Source organism: Methylocystis sp., from assembly GCF_021731785.1.
Classification (GTDB): Bacteria; Pseudomonadota; Alphaproteobacteria; order Rhizobiales; family Beijerinckiaceae; genus Methylocystis.
The window spans coordinates 35,082-49,407 of the sequence record NZ_JAKFWS010000004.1 but is presented as its reverse complement, the minus strand read 5'-3'; the positions used below and the strand labels follow the sequence as shown (position 1 = coordinate 49,407).

At 62.8% G+C, this 14,326-nt stretch carries 13 protein-coding genes and 1 pseudogene; 11 read left to right on the top strand and 3 right to left on the bottom strand.

The window, feature by feature from the left end:
- The first annotated feature begins 19 nt into the window (after positions 1-19).
- The 7 genes and pseudogenes from QZ964_RS00545 to QZ964_RS00515 form a co-directional block, all read left to right on the top strand.
- A complete protein-coding gene (locus tag QZ964_RS00545) occupies positions 20-505 on the top strand; it encodes a MaoC family dehydratase (protein WP_292527903.1) in 486 nt (161 codons plus the stop codon).
- A 16-nt stretch (positions 506-521) separates the two neighbouring features.
- Positions 522-1,493 carry a bifunctional riboflavin kinase/FAD synthetase gene (locus tag QZ964_RS00540; RefSeq protein WP_292527901.1) on the top strand — a complete coding sequence of 324 codons (972 nt, stop codon included), beginning with the start codon at positions 522-524 and terminating at the stop codon, positions 1,491-1,493.
- 65 nt (positions 1,494-1,558) lie between these two features.
- Entirely contained in the window at positions 1,559-1,831 is a 273-nt protein-coding gene (locus QZ964_RS00535; protein WP_292527899.1) for a hypothetical protein, read from the top strand.
- A 214-nt stretch (positions 1,832-2,045) separates the two neighbouring features.
- Positions 2,046-5,132 (top strand): isoleucine--tRNA ligase, encoded by a 3,087-nt coding sequence (ileS, locus tag QZ964_RS00530; protein WP_292527896.1) that lies wholly within the window; start codon positions 2,046-2,048, stop codon positions 5,130-5,132.
- A 115-nt stretch (positions 5,133-5,247) separates the two neighbouring features.
- Positions 5,248-6,675, top strand: a complete 1,428-nt coding sequence (locus tag QZ964_RS00525; RefSeq protein WP_292527895.1) for a lipopolysaccharide biosynthesis protein — start codon at positions 5,248-5,250, stop codon at positions 6,673-6,675.
- Between the two features lie 54 nt (positions 6,676-6,729).
- Complete coding sequence (locus tag QZ964_RS00520; RefSeq protein WP_292527894.1) at positions 6,730-7,548, top strand: rhomboid family intramembrane serine protease; 819 nt, start codon at positions 6,730-6,732, stop codon at positions 7,546-7,548.
- A gap of 1 nt (position 7,549) precedes the next feature.
- A pseudogene (locus tag QZ964_RS00515) lies at positions 7,550-7,645 on the top strand (IS1595 family transposase); the annotation flags it as partial.
- A gap of 150 nt (positions 7,646-7,795) precedes the next feature.
- Here the strand turns inward: QZ964_RS00515 and QZ964_RS00510 are convergent.
- A complete protein-coding gene (locus tag QZ964_RS00510; protein WP_292527892.1) occupies positions 7,796-8,617 on the bottom strand; it encodes a hypothetical protein in 822 nt (273 codons plus the stop codon).
- Positions 8,618-9,528: 911 nt separating this feature from the next.
- On the opposite strand from QZ964_RS00510, the gene QZ964_RS00505 reads away from it, so the two are divergent.
- The 3 genes from QZ964_RS00505 (at position 9,529) to QZ964_RS00495 (ending at position 12,308) form a co-directional block, all read left to right on the top strand.
- A complete protein-coding gene (locus QZ964_RS00505) occupies positions 9,529-10,275 on the top strand; it encodes an electron transfer flavoprotein subunit beta/FixA family protein (protein WP_292527891.1) in 747 nt (248 codons plus the stop codon).
- Positions 10,276-10,277: 2 nt separating this feature from the next.
- Entirely contained in the window at positions 10,278-11,222 is a 945-nt protein-coding gene (locus tag QZ964_RS00500; protein WP_292527889.1) for an FAD-binding protein, read from the top strand.
- A gap of 204 nt (positions 11,223-11,426) precedes the next feature.
- Positions 11,427-12,308, top strand: a complete 882-nt coding sequence (locus QZ964_RS00495; RefSeq protein WP_292527960.1) for a 3-hydroxybutyryl-CoA dehydrogenase — start codon at positions 11,427-11,429, stop codon at positions 12,306-12,308.
- Between the two features lie 21 nt (positions 12,309-12,329).
- Here QZ964_RS00495 and QZ964_RS00490 read toward each other — a convergent pair whose 3' ends face one another.
- On the bottom strand, positions 12,330-12,872 hold the full coding sequence (locus QZ964_RS00490; RefSeq protein WP_292527887.1) for a DNA starvation/stationary phase protection protein: 543 nt from the start codon (positions 12,870-12,872) through the stop codon (positions 12,330-12,332).
- 110 nt (positions 12,873-12,982) lie between these two features.
- Positions 12,983-13,690, bottom strand: coding sequence for a tRNA (guanosine(37)-N1)-methyltransferase TrmD (gene trmD / locus QZ964_RS00485; RefSeq protein ID WP_292527885.1), 708 nt, complete (start codon positions 13,688-13,690; stop codon positions 12,983-12,985).
- 356 nt (positions 13,691-14,046) lie between these two features.
- Between trmD and QZ964_RS00480 the strand changes: the two genes are divergently transcribed.
- The gene (locus QZ964_RS00480; protein WP_292527883.1) at positions 14,047-14,322 is read left to right on the top strand and encodes a BrnT family toxin; all 276 of its coding nucleotides are present in this window, start codon (positions 14,047-14,049) and stop codon (positions 14,320-14,322) included.
- The last annotated feature ends 4 nt before the right edge of the window (positions 14,323-14,326 follow it).

Here is a 14,326-nt window from a genome sequence, read left to right as displayed (position 1 = left end):
GCAACCTTCCGGTGCCTCCATGTCGACGCCGTTCAAAATCTATTATTTCGAAGATCTGAGCGTCGGCATGCGCGAGACGCTGATGAAGGCGGTGATGGACGACGACGTCATCGCCTTCGCCGATCTTTCGGGCGACCGCAATCCGATTCATCTCTCCGACCACTTCGCGTCAAAGACGCGCTTTGGCGAGCGCATTGTCCACGGGCTTTATACGGCCTCTCTGATTTCGACGGTCATCGGCATGTATCTGCCCGGCCCCGGCGCCGTCTATCTGTCGCAGACCCTGAATTTTCGCGCCCCCGTGAAGATCGGCGACGTCATCACCGTCATTGTCGAGGTCGTCGAGCTGATCGAAAAAGGCCGGCGCGCGAAGCTTAAATGCGAATGTCTTGTTGACGGCAAGGTCGTGCTCGACGGCGAGGCCTTCGTGATGGTGCCGAGCCGCGAGCAGGCGATGCGCGCCGCAACGCCAGCGCCGGCGGAGGAGAGGCCGGCCTCAGCTTGAATTCCAGGCCCGCGCCTTGTCCGCACCCTTCATCGTCGCGCGCGATCCTCAGGCGCCGCCGCCGGGCTTGGAAGGCGCGGTCGCGGCGATTGGCAATTTCGACGGGTTGCACAGGGGCCACCGCGGCGTCGTCGCCCGCGCCCAGGCGCTCGCCGCAAGACTCTCGCGCCCCTGTATTCTCTTGACCTTCGAGCCTCATCCGGCTGATTTCTTCGCTGGACAACCGGTGATTTTCCGGCTCACGCCGCCCGACGCCAAAGCGGCGCAAGCGTCGCGACTGGGGCTCGACGGCATGGTCGTGCTCACCTTCGACAAGGACTTCGCGCAAAGCCCGGCGCGCGTCTTCACCGAGAAAATCCTGCACGAGCGGCTGCGGCTTTCGGCCGTGGTCGCCGGCTATGATTTCCGCTTCGGCGCCGGCCGCGAGGGCGGACCGGAGTTCTTGCGCGCGGAAGGCGCGCGGCTCGGCATGATCGTCGAAATCGTCGACCGCATCACCCAGGACGAAGAGGGCAGCTTAGAGGCTGTCTCCTCAACGGCGACGCGGGAAGCGCTCGAACGGGGCGATGCGGCGCTGGCGCGCCGCCTTCTCGGCCATCCTTATTTCGTTCGGGGCGTGGTGCGCCACGGCGACAAGCGCGGGCGCGCGCTCGGCTTTCCCACCGCCAATATTGCGCTCGATCCCGCCAATCGGCTCAAGCATGGCATTTATGCCGTGACGATCGAAATCGACGGAAGGATTCATCAGGGCGTCGCGAGCTTCGGCCGGCGGCCGACCTTTGACAATGGCGCGCCGCTCCTTGAAGTCTTCGTCTTCGATTTCGACGGCGATCTCTACGGCAAGGAAGTCGAAGTCGCCTTTTATGGCTTCATACGCGCCGAAGCGAAATTCGACAGTGTCGAAGCGCTCGTTGCAAGAATGCGCGTTGACGTCGCAGAAGCGCGAAGAGGATTGGCCGAAAGCGGCGCGGCGGGGCCGAGTCCATGACGTGTTGCCATAATTTGCGCGCGATCTAGCTTGGAGACATCATCCTCGACGGGAGGGAATGCGCCATGAACGAAGAGCCCAAGGGACGGGTCGAAATCATCTTGCCGGGCGAGGAAACGGACGCCTCGCGAATCTGGGTCGCGACCGGCGCCGGCCGGGTCAAGGTCGTCAAGTTGTCGCCGTGGCAGAGCCTGCTCGTCACGGCGGCGCTGCTGCTGTTTCTGTTCATCGGCTTTACCCTGCTTTCCGGGGCGTTTCTGGTGTTGCTGGTGATCGCCGTCGTGGCGGCCGGCTTTGCTTATCTCGCCGGCCTGCTGGGACTGAGACGGCCGCGCTAGGCTCAACCCCCTTTTCCAGTTGGGTTTGCGCTGCTAATGAGGACCGGATGCTTTTCTTGACCGCCCATCGAATTACCGGCCCGGACCGCGCTTGGAGCTGACGCTCGCAAGGTCCGGGTGCGGCGCGATTGGCGCTCTTTCCCAAATCCTCTAATCAGCGCGGCGACGGCGGCGGTTATAGCGCGCCGCATCGCCCGAGGCGGTTTTCACGACGATGAACGACGACACCCCCAAGGGGCCGGATTATTCGAAAAGCCTCTATCTGCCGGCCACGGATTTTCCGATGCGCGCCGGCCTGCCGCAGCGCGAGCCGGAAATTCTCAAGCGGTGGGAAACGATCGGCCTGGAGCAGAAAATGCGCGAGGCCGCCGCCGGCCGGCCGAAATTCACGCTGCATGACGGGCCGCCCTACGCCAACGGCAATATTCATATCGGCCATGCGCTCAATAAGATCCTCAAGGATCTGGTGACGCGCAGCCAGCGCATGACGGGCAAGGACTGCGTCTACGTGCCGGGCTGGGACTGCCATGGCCTGCCGATCGAATGGAAGATCGAGGAAGAGAACTACCGCGCCAAGGGCAAGCAGAAGCCCGATTTCGCCCATCCCGACGCGATGATCGCCTTCCGGCGCGAATGCCGCGCCTATGCGGAACATTGGCTCTCGGTGCAGCGCGAGGAATTCAAGCGCTTAGGGGTAGCCGGCGAATGGGGCCATCCTTATTCGACGATGGCTTTCGCGGCGGAAGCGACGATCGCCCGCGAGATCATGAAATTCGCCGCCAATGGCCTGCTCTATCGCGGCTCGAAGCCGGTGATGTGGAGCGTCGTCGAAAAGACGGCGCTTGCGGAAGCGGAAGTCGAATACGAGGATTATACGAGCGACCAGGTATGGGTGGCGTTTCCGATCCCGCGCGGCGCAGAGGGCGAGCTGAGCGAAGCGCGCATCATGATCTGGACGACGACGCCCTGGACGCTTCCCGGCAATCGCGCGATCTCCTTCTCGTCGAAGATCGATTACGGACTCTATCGCGTCACCCATGCGCCGGATGGAAATTGGGCGCTTCCCGGCGCAAGCTTCGTCATCGCCGACAAGCTCGCGAGCGACGCGTTCAAGGCGGCGAAGGTCGATGGCTATGAGCGGCTTCACGACGTGCCCGCGTCGATGCTCGGCGAACTGATCTGCGCCCATCCACTCGCGCATCTTGGTTACGATTTCGACGTGCCGCTCTTCGACGGCGAGCATGTCACCGACGATACTGGCACTGGCTTCGTGCATACGGCGCCGGGCCACGGCCGCGAGGACTTCGACATCTGGATGGCGCATGCGCGCCCGCTGCAGTCGCGCGGAATCGATACGCGTATTCCCTATACGGTCGAAGAGGACGGCTTCTATACGAAGGACGCGCCCGGTTTTGAAGGAAAGCGCGTCATCACCGACAAGGGCGAGAAAGGCGACGCCAACGACGCTGTGATCGCCGCGCTGATTCAAGCTGGCAATCTCATCGCGCGCGGAAAGCTCAAGCATCAATATCCGCATAGCTGGCGCTCGAAGAAGCCGGTGATCTTCCGCAACACGCCGCAATGGTTCATCGCGATGGACCGACCCTTCTCTCAGTCGAACCCTCATCCTGAGGAGGCGCGTAGCGCCGTCTCGAAGGACGAGGGTTCGGCGGCGGCCGCATCATTCGAGACGCGTGCTTCGCACGCTCCTCAGGATGAGGTTCGCGGAAATCAATCGACGCTGCGCGACATCGCGCTTGAAGAAATCGCGCGCACGACATGGACGCCTGCGGCGGGAGAGAACCGCATCCGCGGCATGATTCAAAATCGTCCCGACTGGGTCGTGTCGCGCCAGCGCGCCTGGGGCGTGCCGATCGCGGTCTTCGTCAAGAAAGGAACGCACGAGCCGCTTGTCGACGCGCGCGTCAACTCCCGCATCATCGACGCGTTCGAGAAGGAGGGCGCCGACGCCTGGTACGAAGCGAATGCGGCGGAACGTTTTCTTTCGCCCGATTACAAGGCGCAGGATTACGAGAAAATCTCCGACGTTCTCGACGTGTGGTTCGATTCAGGCTCGACTCACGCCTTCACGCTCGAAGACCCGCAGCATTTCCCGATGCTCGCCGGCATCCGCCGCAAGCGCGACGGCGGCGAAGACGAGATCATGTATCTCGAAGGCTCCGATCAGCATCGCGGCTGGTTTCATTCCTCGCTGCTTGAAAGCTGCGGCACGCGTGGTCGCGCGCCCTATGATTCCGTGCTGACGCACGGCTTCGTGCTCGACGAGCGAGGGCGAAAAATGTCGAAGTCGCTCGGCAATGTCGTCGCGCCGCAAAAAATCATCGCTGATTCGGGCGCCGACATCATGCGACTGTGGGTCGCGGCGTCCGATTACGCCGACGATCTGCGCGTCGGTCCGGAAATCCTAAAAACCTTTGTCGAGCTTTATCGCAAGCTGCGCAACACGCTGCGCTGGATGATCGGCGCGCTTGCGCATTATCACCCCAATGACGATGCGGCGATGCGCGAGGCGGGAGAACTCGAACGGCTCATGCTGCATCGCCTGCATCAGCTCGACGAGTCGATCCGCGCCGCTTATGCGGCCTATGATTATAAGCGGGTCGTCGCGCTGCTCACGCATTTCATGACGAGCGAGCTTTCGGCCTTCTATTTCGACGTGCGTAAGGACGCGCTCTACTGCGACCCGCCGTCGAGCGTCAAACGCAAGGCGGCGCTCGCGACCATCGACCGGATTTTTCGCAGCGTCACTGCATGGCTCGCGCCGATTCTCGTCTTCACCGCGGAAGAGGCGTGGCTGTCTCGCTATCCGGATGCGCAGTCCGCGCATCTGGAGCATTTTCCGACGATTCCCGATGGATGGCGTGACGACGCGCTTGCCGCCAAATGGGAGAAGATTCGCAAACTGCGTTCGGTCGTCACCGGCGCGCTGGAAATCGAGCGCGCGCAAAAGCGCATTGGTTCTTCGTTAGAGGCGGCGCCGATCGTTTACATTACGGATGACGCGCTGCGCGCGGCGTTAGAGGGCGTCGATTTCGCCGAAATCTGCATTGCGTCCGACATTCGGGTTGTGCCGGAAGAAGGTCCGGCGGCGGCGTTCCGCCTGCCGGAAGCGCCCGGCGTCGCGGTGGTTCCGCAACGCGCGCTCGGCGTCAAATGCGCGCGCTCGTGGAAATACTTCGATCCCGCGACGGCGGACCCGGACTATCCCGACGTGACGCCGCGCGACGCGCAGGCGTTGCGAGAACTTGTCGCGCTCGGCCGCTTGGGCGCGAGCGCGTGAGCGGCCTGCCTATGTCGCAAATGCAGTTGAAAGGCAGCGAGAGGCGGATGACGCAAGATTCCATCCGACTAAATCCCGGGCCCCGCGCGAAGGCGCCGCGAAAGGATCGCGCCTCTTGAACGTCCTCCTCGCCTTTCTCGCCAATACGATCGTCAATTTCGTTATCGGCCTGACGGTGGCGAAATTTCTCGGCCCCGAAGAATACGGCCGTTTCGCGCTCGCCTTCTCGATCGCGGTCGTCGTGCAGACCGCACTCTATGACTGGTTGCGCCTGTCGGCGACGCGCTTCTACTCCAAGCGCACGCGCGACAAGGAGCCCGTCGTGCGCTCCACTCTCGATGCGTCCTTCATCGCCGTCACGCTGTTCCTTGGCGCGGCGACAGGGATTTACGCGCTCGTCGGCCCGCCGCTCGATTTCGAAACCAACCTTATTCTGCTCGCGCTGCTGACAGCAGTCGCCAACGGATTGTTCGACTATTGCACCGCGCTGGTGCGCGCACGCTTTCACGACCGCGCCTATGTGCGATTGATGCTCGCAAAAAATGCGCTGGCGCTCGTCCTGATCGGCGGCGGCGCCTTTGTCTTTCAGTCGGCTGCGGTGGCCCTCGCCGGCGGCGTCGCAAGCCTGTTCGGCACGGTCGTTCTCGGGCGCGGCGCGCTGCTCGATCCGGGCGCCGACATTCGCGCTGCGTCCAGTCAGAATGCGCGCGCGCTTGCAGCCTATAGCGCGCCGATCGTCGCCGCGCATCTTCTCTATCAGGCGATGCCGCTCGCCGCTCGCTCCATCGTCGCGAGCGTGTTCGGCTTCGCCGAGACCGGCCAGTTCGCGCTCGCCTACGATCTCGGCGTGCGCGCGGTGCAGGCGCTCGGGTCCGCGCTCGACGTGCTTCTTTTTCAGATCGCCGTCGCCGCGCATGAGCGCCATGGCGTCGACCGCGCGAAGGCGCAGGTCGCGCGCAATCTGGGAGTCATCGTCGCCTTTCTGTTGCCGGCCTGCGCCGGACTCTGGTTCGTCATGCCCTCGATCGAAGCGCTGATCGTGCCCGCGCAATATCGCGGTCCGTTCGGCCACTATCTCGGCCTGCTGCTGCCGGGACTGTTCGCGATGGGCGTCATTCTCTTCGGCCTCAATCCGGTGTTTCAGATTGAAAAGAAGACGACGCCGCTCATCGTCGCGGCGCTTGCCGCTGTCGTCTTCGGCCTCGCGCTGCTCTTTATCCTGCCGTGGGGCGAGGACGCCTCCAATCTCGCCATCGCGCAGGGCGGCGCCTATGTCGCCGCGCTTGTCGCGACGGTCTATTTCGCGCTGCGCACGCAGCCGGTCTGGCCGTCGTTCTGGGACATGTTCGCCGCGCTGGTGGCGACGGGCGCGATGTCGCTCGCGCTCACGCCTCTGCGCGAAATGACGCCCGGCATCCTGACGCTGATCGCGCAAATTCTGGTCGGCGCTTCGGTCTACGGGCTCCTGACTGTCGCCTTCGACATCGCCGGGCTGGGCGATCTCGCCGCGACTTGGCTCGGCCGTCGCTTCGTCCGGCCGTGACGCGGCCTATTGGGGTCGCCATATGTTAGGCTTGCGATTGATAGGAGCGCGCCGATGGTGATGCCGATCTATGACGATGCGCCGCTGCGTTACCTGCGCCGGCCGATCGTGAATTGGACGCTGATCGCACTCAACGTCATCGTCTTCCTTGTCGTGCAAAGCGAACTGTTCGGCGATCCGCTGACCGTCGTCCGCGGCTTCGCCATCATCCCGCGCGTGCTGTTTGGCGAAGCCGAACTCGCTGATTGGATCGTCGGACCGCCGGCGGCGGCCACTCTCGTCACCGCGCTGTTCTTTCACTCGTCGGTGGTGCACCTCAGCTCGAACATGCTGTTCCTCTATGTCTTCGGCGACAATGTCGAAGACGCGATGGGTTCGCTCCATTATCTGCTGTTCTACCTTTCCTGCGGCGTCGCCTCAGGCGTATTTTACATTTACGCCACGCCGCATTCGATCACGCCGCTGATCGGCGCGTCCGGCGCGATCTCGGGCGTCTGCGCCGCCTTTCTGCTGCTCCATCCGCGCGCGACGGTCGCCGGAATCTTTCCGCCGCTCTCCTTGGCGCTTGCGCCGATCTGGCTTGGAGCCTGGCTCTCGGGGACGCGCCTGAAGTCGATTCTGGGGCTGCGGGCGCCGCTCTTCTCCTTCGTCGCCTCGGGCTGGCTCTTCGTCGGCGTCTGGATTTTGATGCAGCTTATCAATGCCTCTATGGGCGAGGGCGGCGCGGTCGCCTGGATGGCGCATGTCGGAGGGATTGCCGCAGGCCTGGTGCTGACGCCGCTGTTCAAGCGCCGCCGGCACAGGCTTTTCGACCGCGGCGGTCCGCTCGCCTCCCCGCCGCGCGCGCAGGACGCCGGCGAGGACGCGCCCTGAGTGGCTGCTGGCGCAGAAGCTGCGGCGATCGATGATCGACCCGAACCGAGAGCCCCTCAAAGGGGTCGTCAAGGTCGATCAGGCGGAAATCCCTTTTTGGGAAGGCGACGCGCCAAAGGAAGACAGCTGCCGGATGCGACAGGACGGCGCACGCGCAACGAGTGACCAGCGCTCGAATCACCTCGCCACCCGCCGCAGCCCCATACATATGGACGAACCTGGGACAGCGGGACATCATTGGATGGGTCTAACCATCTGTTTGTCGGTCGACAAAGCCGCTTTCGACCAGTCGAGCCGCGAAATCAGTCATGATCTGAGTATTGCCGCCGACGTTTAGGTGAGCGTCGCCCTCTTTATGGTGGTCGATTATCCTGATGGGAATGAGAAAAAGCGGAAACCCTTTCGTCGTCTCGCTTACGTTGTTTTTATAAGCTTCTAAATCCGCAATCCAATAGCGGCGGTCACGCTCGACCGCTTTGGGCTGGGGCGGTTCGAAGAACGGGTTCGCGCCCCCCGTCCAAGCGGCTCGCGCCGCCGCCGTCGTCCTGTCTTCGGCCATCGTCGCGAACCGAGCGCCGTGACGCGCCGCCGTATTTTGGATCCTCGTTAGGAGCGCCCGGGTTAGCTCGATGCCGTATTGGACCCGGGGCGGCGTCGGCGTGAGAAACATGCTCCAATGGCTTTGTTGAGTTTCAATGGCTTCTTGGGTGGCCGCCGTGGTCGTGGCAAACTCCGGGGGAATGGCGGCCATGCCTTTGTCCGCAGGTGGCAGCCGCCGCGACCAGGCGGCCTCGAACCCTCCAAACGCGTTCCGGAGCAACTGCAATAGGTAAAGGCTGGACGTTCGCTCCCCGATCCGTTCGGTCGGACCCTTCAACACGTGATTTTCGAGCCAGAACGCGGGTTTCGGCGGCCCGTCGGTTCGAGAGACGGTATGGGTGCGGAAGGTATTGTTCCAAATGTCGTTGCCGGGCATCAGCCATACGATGACGAGATCGGCGCGATATTTTTGAAGGTATTCTTCGAGCGCCAATAATTCCTGATCCTGTCCATAGCCGCTCGCGCCCAATCCTATGACTCTCGTTTTGCGCCCCAAGGCGCCGAGGCTCTTTTCCAGCAGGATCTCGGGCATCGGATCGTCCGGGAGGCCGCAGGTTTCGAGCTGCGAGTCGCCGAGCAGGACGATCACATAATCATCGTCGGAATAGCTCACTCGCCGTCCGCGATAGCCGAACTCATTCATTTGCGCCGTGGGGCACAACGAGCGCCAGCCGCTCGCTGGGGGAGCATCGCCACGGAGGCGAAACGTTCCTTCTAGGACCGCCAAAGTGAGGATCGTCGAAACCAGCGCAAGCAACAGATTTTCTGCAATCCGCGACAACGCGCCAGCTCCGTAATTGGCGACCGCCCGTAAAGCAATTTCAGCTGACCGCTAGTTATCAATCTTTCTGCGGACGGGCAAACTCATGGAAACCGCGTCCTGCGGCGATGCTCCTCTGGCGGGGCGAGGCCGAACCGCTTTGTTTGCCCTACCTGCGGCGGCGGACGCGCGGCGCTTAAAAAGCCAGGCCTACACTTAATGAACGCCTCGACTGCTCTCGTCAGACCTCGATCACCGCGGGCAGGGCGATGCATCGCTCGAAACCGCCGCTGCCGACGTGGTGCTGGGCGCCGCCACGGCAGCGCCGATTGAACCACGTCCAAGCGACCATGCCGAAGTATCAATGGCAAGATGCTGTAAATAACGGGAATGGCTAGTCCCAGTCTCTCGTCCTTTCTTGAGATGGGAAAATTGGGGTCATTTGGCGAGACTCTTCGCAAAGTTCAAACCCGGAGCCGCGATCGCCGGCCCCTTGGTTTGACTTGGGCGCGCGCCCCCGCTACCAGACCGCGCAACGGCTTTAGCCAGAATGGAGCGCGCGCAGGCGGCGCTCCTGAACCGTCTCGCCAAAGGGTCAAGGGAGACCAAGGGGTCGCGCGATGAAGATTCTCGTGCCCGTCAAACGGGTCGTCGATTACAACGTCAAGATCAGGGTCAAGGCGGACGGTTCCGGCGTCGATCTCGCCAATGTGAAAATGTCGATGAACCCGTTCGACGAGATCGCCGTCGAAGAAGCGCTGCGCTTAAAGGAAGCCGGCAAAGCGACGGAAGTCGTCCTGGTCACGATCGGACCGGCCAAGGCCGACGAAACCTTGCGCTCCGGGCTCGCCATGGGCGCCGACCGCGGAATTCTGGTCAAGACCGACGAGACCGTCGAGCCGCTCGCGGTCGCCAAGATCATCGCCAAGATCGTTGCGGAGGAACAGCCGCAGCTCGTCATCATGGGCAAGCAGGCGATCGACGACGACTGCAATCAGACCGGCCAGATGCTCGCGGCGTTGCTTGGCTGGGGCCAGGGCACGTTCGCGTCGAAGGTCGAGATGACTGAGGGCACCGTCGACGTGACGCGCGAGATCGACGGCGGGCTGCAGACCGTCAGCCTGAAACTGCCGGCGGTCGTCACCACCGATTTGCGGCTGAACGAGCCGCGCTACGCCTCGCTGCCAAATATCATCAAGGCGAAAAAGAAAGAGGTCGCGGTGAAATCGCCCGCCGACTACGGCGTCGATATTTCGCCGCGCCTCGAAGTCTTAAAGACCGCCGAGCCCGCGAAGCGCAAGGCTGGCGTCAAGGTCGGCTCGGTGGTCGAACTCGTCGGCAAGCTCAAGGAAGCGGGAGTGCTGTAAAGATGACGATTCTGCTTCTCGCCGAAACCGCCGGCGACGCGCTTGCGCCCGCGACCTCTAAAGCGCTCACCGCCGCCAAGGAGATTGGCGGCCCCATTCACATTCTTGTCGCCGGGCCGGGCCTGAAGGGCGCCGCCGAGCAGGCGGCAAAGCTCGCTGGCGTCGAGAAGGTTCTCTACGCCGAAGACGCCTCGCTCAATCATGTTCTCGCCGAGACGGTCGCGGCGCTGATCGTCTCGCTCGCTGGCGGCTATGACGTGATTATCGCGCCGTCGACCTCTGCGACCAAGAACGTGCTGCCGCGGGTCGCGGCGCTGCTCGACGTCATGCAGGTCTCCGACATCGTGAAAGTCGCATCCGCCGACACCTTCGAACGCCCGATCTACGCCGGCAACGCCATCCAGACGGTGCGGGCGAAGGACGCAAAGAAAGTCATCACCGTGCGCACCACCGCCTTTGCGCCCGCGCCCGAAGGCGGGTCGGCGCCGGTCGAGGCGATCGCCGCCGCGACCGACCCCGGCGTTTCCGCCTTCACGCGCGAAGAGCTGGCGAAGTCGGAGCGTCCCGAACTCACCTCGGCCCGCGTCATCCTTTCCGGCGGCCGCGCGCTCGGCTCGGCGGAGAATTTTCAGAAAGTGCTCGATCCCGTCGCGACGCGGCTTAACGCCGCGATCGGCGCCTCGCGCGCCGCCGTCGACGCCGGCTATGCGCCAAACGACCTGCAGGTCGGCCAGACCGGAAAGGCGGTCGCGCCGGATCTCTATATCGCCGCCGGCATTTCCGGCGCGATCCAGCACCTCGCGGGCATGAAGGATTCGAAGGTCATTGTCGCGATCAACAAGGACGAGGAGGCGCCGATCTTCCAGGTCGCCGACTACGGCCTTGTCGCCGACCTCTTCACGGCTCTGCCCGAGCTAGAGGCGGAGTTGGCGAAAATCGGCCGCTGATCGGAAAAAAGGCGCCCGCCGCGACGGCGCCGATGGCCGGCGCGGCGGCCGTGAAATGGGCGAAGCGCTCGGTCTCGGGGGCTCCGCAGTTGCTTTTTCTTTGTTTTCCTTGCACAGGAACGCAAGTTATATTGCACTGCGGCACGCTTCAGCGCGGCGCGTCGCGAGTTGTCCGGCGCTGGCTTGGCTGACGGTGGTCACAACATGGGCTTCGAGATTCGCAAGATCGGCGTCATCGGCGCGGGCCAGATGGGGAAGGGGATCGCGCATGTCTGCGCGCTCGCCGGCTATGACGTCGCCCTGAACGACATTTCGCAGGAGCGCATCGACGCGGGCGTGGCCGATGTCGCGGCGCAGATGCGACGTGCCGTCGAGCGCGGTCAACTCGAAGCTTCGGCCGTCGAGCCGGCGCTCGCGCATATCTCCGGCGCCCCAAAAATGGCCGACTTCGCCGACGCCGACATCATCATCGAGGCGGCGACCGAAGTCGAGGAGGTGAAGCGAAAGATCCTGACCGAACTCGCGCAGTTCGCGAAGCCCGGCGCGATCATCAGCTCCAACACCTCGTCGATTTCGATCACGCGTCTTGCGTCGGTCACCGGCCGGCCCGAACGCTTCATCGGCATTCATTTCATGAATCCGGTGCCGCGCATGCAGCTCGTCGAACTCATTCGCGGCATTGCGACCGATGACGTCACTTTCGAGGAGACGAAGGCGTTTGTCGCCAAGCTCGGCAAGACGATCAGCGTCTCGGAGGACTTTCCCGCCTTCATCGTCAACCGCATTCTGCTGCCGATGATCAATGAGGCGATTTATACGCTTTACGAAGGCGTGGGCTCGGTCGAGGCGATCGATACGGCGATGAAGCTCGGCGCCAACCATCCGATGGGACCGCTGCAACTCGCTGATTTCATCGGTCTCGACACTTGTCTTTCGGTCATGCAGGTGCTGCACGAGGGCCTGGCGGATTCAAAATACCGCCCCTGCCCGCTGCTGGTGAAATATGTCGAAGCCGGCTGGCTCGGCAAAAAGACCCAGCGCGGCTTTTACGATTATCGCAGCGGCACGCCGGTGCCGACGCGATAGCGCCCACGAGGCGACCTCCGCTCAGTGGCCGCCGAGACCGGCGCCGCGCGCCGCCTCGAACAGGAACCAGGTGCGCTTCTCGGTCTCATCGACATAGACTTCGAGCAGACTGGCCGTCGCGATGTCTTCATTGTCGTCGCAGACCTTATGAGCGTTTCGCAGCGATTCGGCCATCGCCTTGTTGTCTTCGAGCAATTCGCACAGCATGTCGTATGGCGAAACGAATTCCTTATCATTGTCCTTGACCCGCGACAGTTTGGCGATGTGCCCGATCGAGCGCAGCGTCGGCTGACCGAGTTTGCGCACGCGCTCCGCTAGCGGGTCGACAGTGGCGTAGATCTGGCTCGCCTGCTCGTCGAGCAGCAGATGATAGTCGCGGAAATGCGGACCGCTCATGTGCCAGTGAAAATTCTTCGTCTTGAGATAGAGCGTCAAGGCGTCGGCGACGAGCTTGTTGATTTCAGCCGCGACCTTCATCGTCGACTGTTTTTCGAGATCTGTCGGCGTATGGAGCGCCGAACGGTCTGTGTCGGGATTGATCGGCGTTTTTGCTTTCTGCTGCATGTGCAGGCCTCCTCGCGCACTGGCTCTAGGCTCAAGCTCGGGTGAGCTGCACATTAGCTAGATCGCGCGCGCTGGCGGACCAGATGAAAAATAGAGCAGGGCGCAGAGATTCAGCGGCGGCGGGAAGGTTCGCCGAGCTGCGGCGCCAAGAGGTCGGGGCGCCGCGCGCGGGTGAGCGCCAAGGCCTGCTCATGGCGCCATTTGGCGATCTTCGCGTGATCGCCGGAAAGCAGCACGTCCGGGATGTCGCGTCCTTCGAAGTCGCGCGGCCGCGTGTAATGGGGATATTCGAGCATTCCGGATTCGAAACTTTCTGCGACGCCGGACGCTTCTTCGCCCATCACGCCGGGTATCAGCCGGACGCAGGCGTCGATCAGCGCCAGCGCTGCGATCTCGCCGCCCGAAAGCACGAAATCGCCAATTGACATTTCTTCGAGCGCGCGGGCGTCGATAATGCGCTCATCGACGCCCTCGAACCGCGCGCACAGGATAATCGCGCCGGGGCCTTGGGCGAGTTCGCGGGCGCGCGCCTGGGTCAGCGGCGCGCCGCGCGGCGTCATCAGCAGGCGCGGGCGCGGATCGTCTTTAGGCGCCGCCGCGTCGATGGCCGCCGCCAGCACGTCGGCGCGCATCACCATGCCGGGGCCGCCGCCGGCTGGCGTGTCGTCGACGGCGCGATGGCGGCCGAGCCCATGCTCTCGGATCTGTTTCGTCTCCAGCGCCCAAACGCCGCGCGACAGCGCGTCGCCGGCGAGCGACAGGCCCAAGGGACCTGGAAACATTTCGGGAAAGAGGGTCAGGACCGTCGCGCGGAACATGACGGTGGTTATGGCATGCGGCCGGAGGAGGACGAAGCCGAACGATACAACTTAAGGGCAATTACCGTCCTAGCGGCGTCAAAGTGCAATAGTGCATTGTCAATTGAGGCTGCGAACCGGAGCGGGGTAGGGCCTTGATAAGCTTAGGATTAAGTGGGACCGCCTGAAAAGGCGGATTTCACTAAGAGATTGGCCCATAGGGGAAATATATACGTTAAATCAGTAAGTTGCTGACATTGGAGGCCAACGAGCGAGGTTGCGCTAAATTGACGGGTTCAGGCCTCGCTTCAACTCGAATTCTCCAAGCGGTGAGGATTCGTTTGATGACAATCTGCACACGAATTAGATTAGCAGGGATGAAGCCCTTTCGGTGGAGCGCTGACAAGAACCGAAAGCTCATCGCCGAGAGGGGCATTTCCTTCGAAGAGGTTGTTTCGGCGATGGCCCACGGAGGCTTGCTCGACGAACTCGAACACCCAAATAAGTCGCGCTACGCCCATCAGCGGCTGTTCGTCGTTCGCGCTCGGGGCTACGTTTATCTCGTGCCCTTTGTCGAAACGAATAACGACGTCTTCCTCAAGACGATCATACCGAGTCGCAAAGCGACCCGAGACTATATCGCGTCGGAGTGAATCA

Coding starts and splice junctions, on each gene's coding strand:
- QZ964_RS00535 (WP_292527899.1), top strand. CDS start 1,559: ATGAACGAAGAGCCCAAGGGACGGGTCGAAATCATCTTGCCGGGCGAG.
- QZ964_RS00520 (WP_292527894.1), top strand. CDS start 6,730: ATGGTGATGCCGATCTATGACGATGCGCCGCTGCGTTACCTGCGCCGG.
- ileS (WP_292527896.1), top strand. CDS start 2,046: ATGAACGACGACACCCCCAAGGGGCCGGATTATTCGAAAAGCCTCTAT.
- QZ964_RS00545 (WP_292527903.1), top strand. CDS start 20: ATGTCGACGCCGTTCAAAATCTATTATTTCGAAGATCTGAGCGTCGGC.
- QZ964_RS00480 (WP_292527883.1), top strand. CDS start 14,047: ATGAAGCCCTTTCGGTGGAGCGCTGACAAGAACCGAAAGCTCATCGCC.
- QZ964_RS00500 (WP_292527889.1), top strand. CDS start 10,278: ATGACGATTCTGCTTCTCGCCGAAACCGCCGGCGACGCGCTTGCGCCC.
- trmD (WP_292527885.1), bottom strand. CDS start 13,690: ATGTTCCGCGCGACGGTCCTGACCCTCTTTCCCGAAATGTTTCCAGGT.
- QZ964_RS00495 (WP_292527960.1), top strand. CDS start 11,427: ATGGGCTTCGAGATTCGCAAGATCGGCGTCATCGGCGCGGGCCAGATG.
- QZ964_RS00505 (WP_292527891.1), top strand. CDS start 9,529: ATGAAGATTCTCGTGCCCGTCAAACGGGTCGTCGATTACAACGTCAAG.
- QZ964_RS00490 (WP_292527887.1), bottom strand. CDS start 12,872: ATGCAGCAGAAAGCAAAAACGCCGATCAATCCCGACACAGACCGTTCG.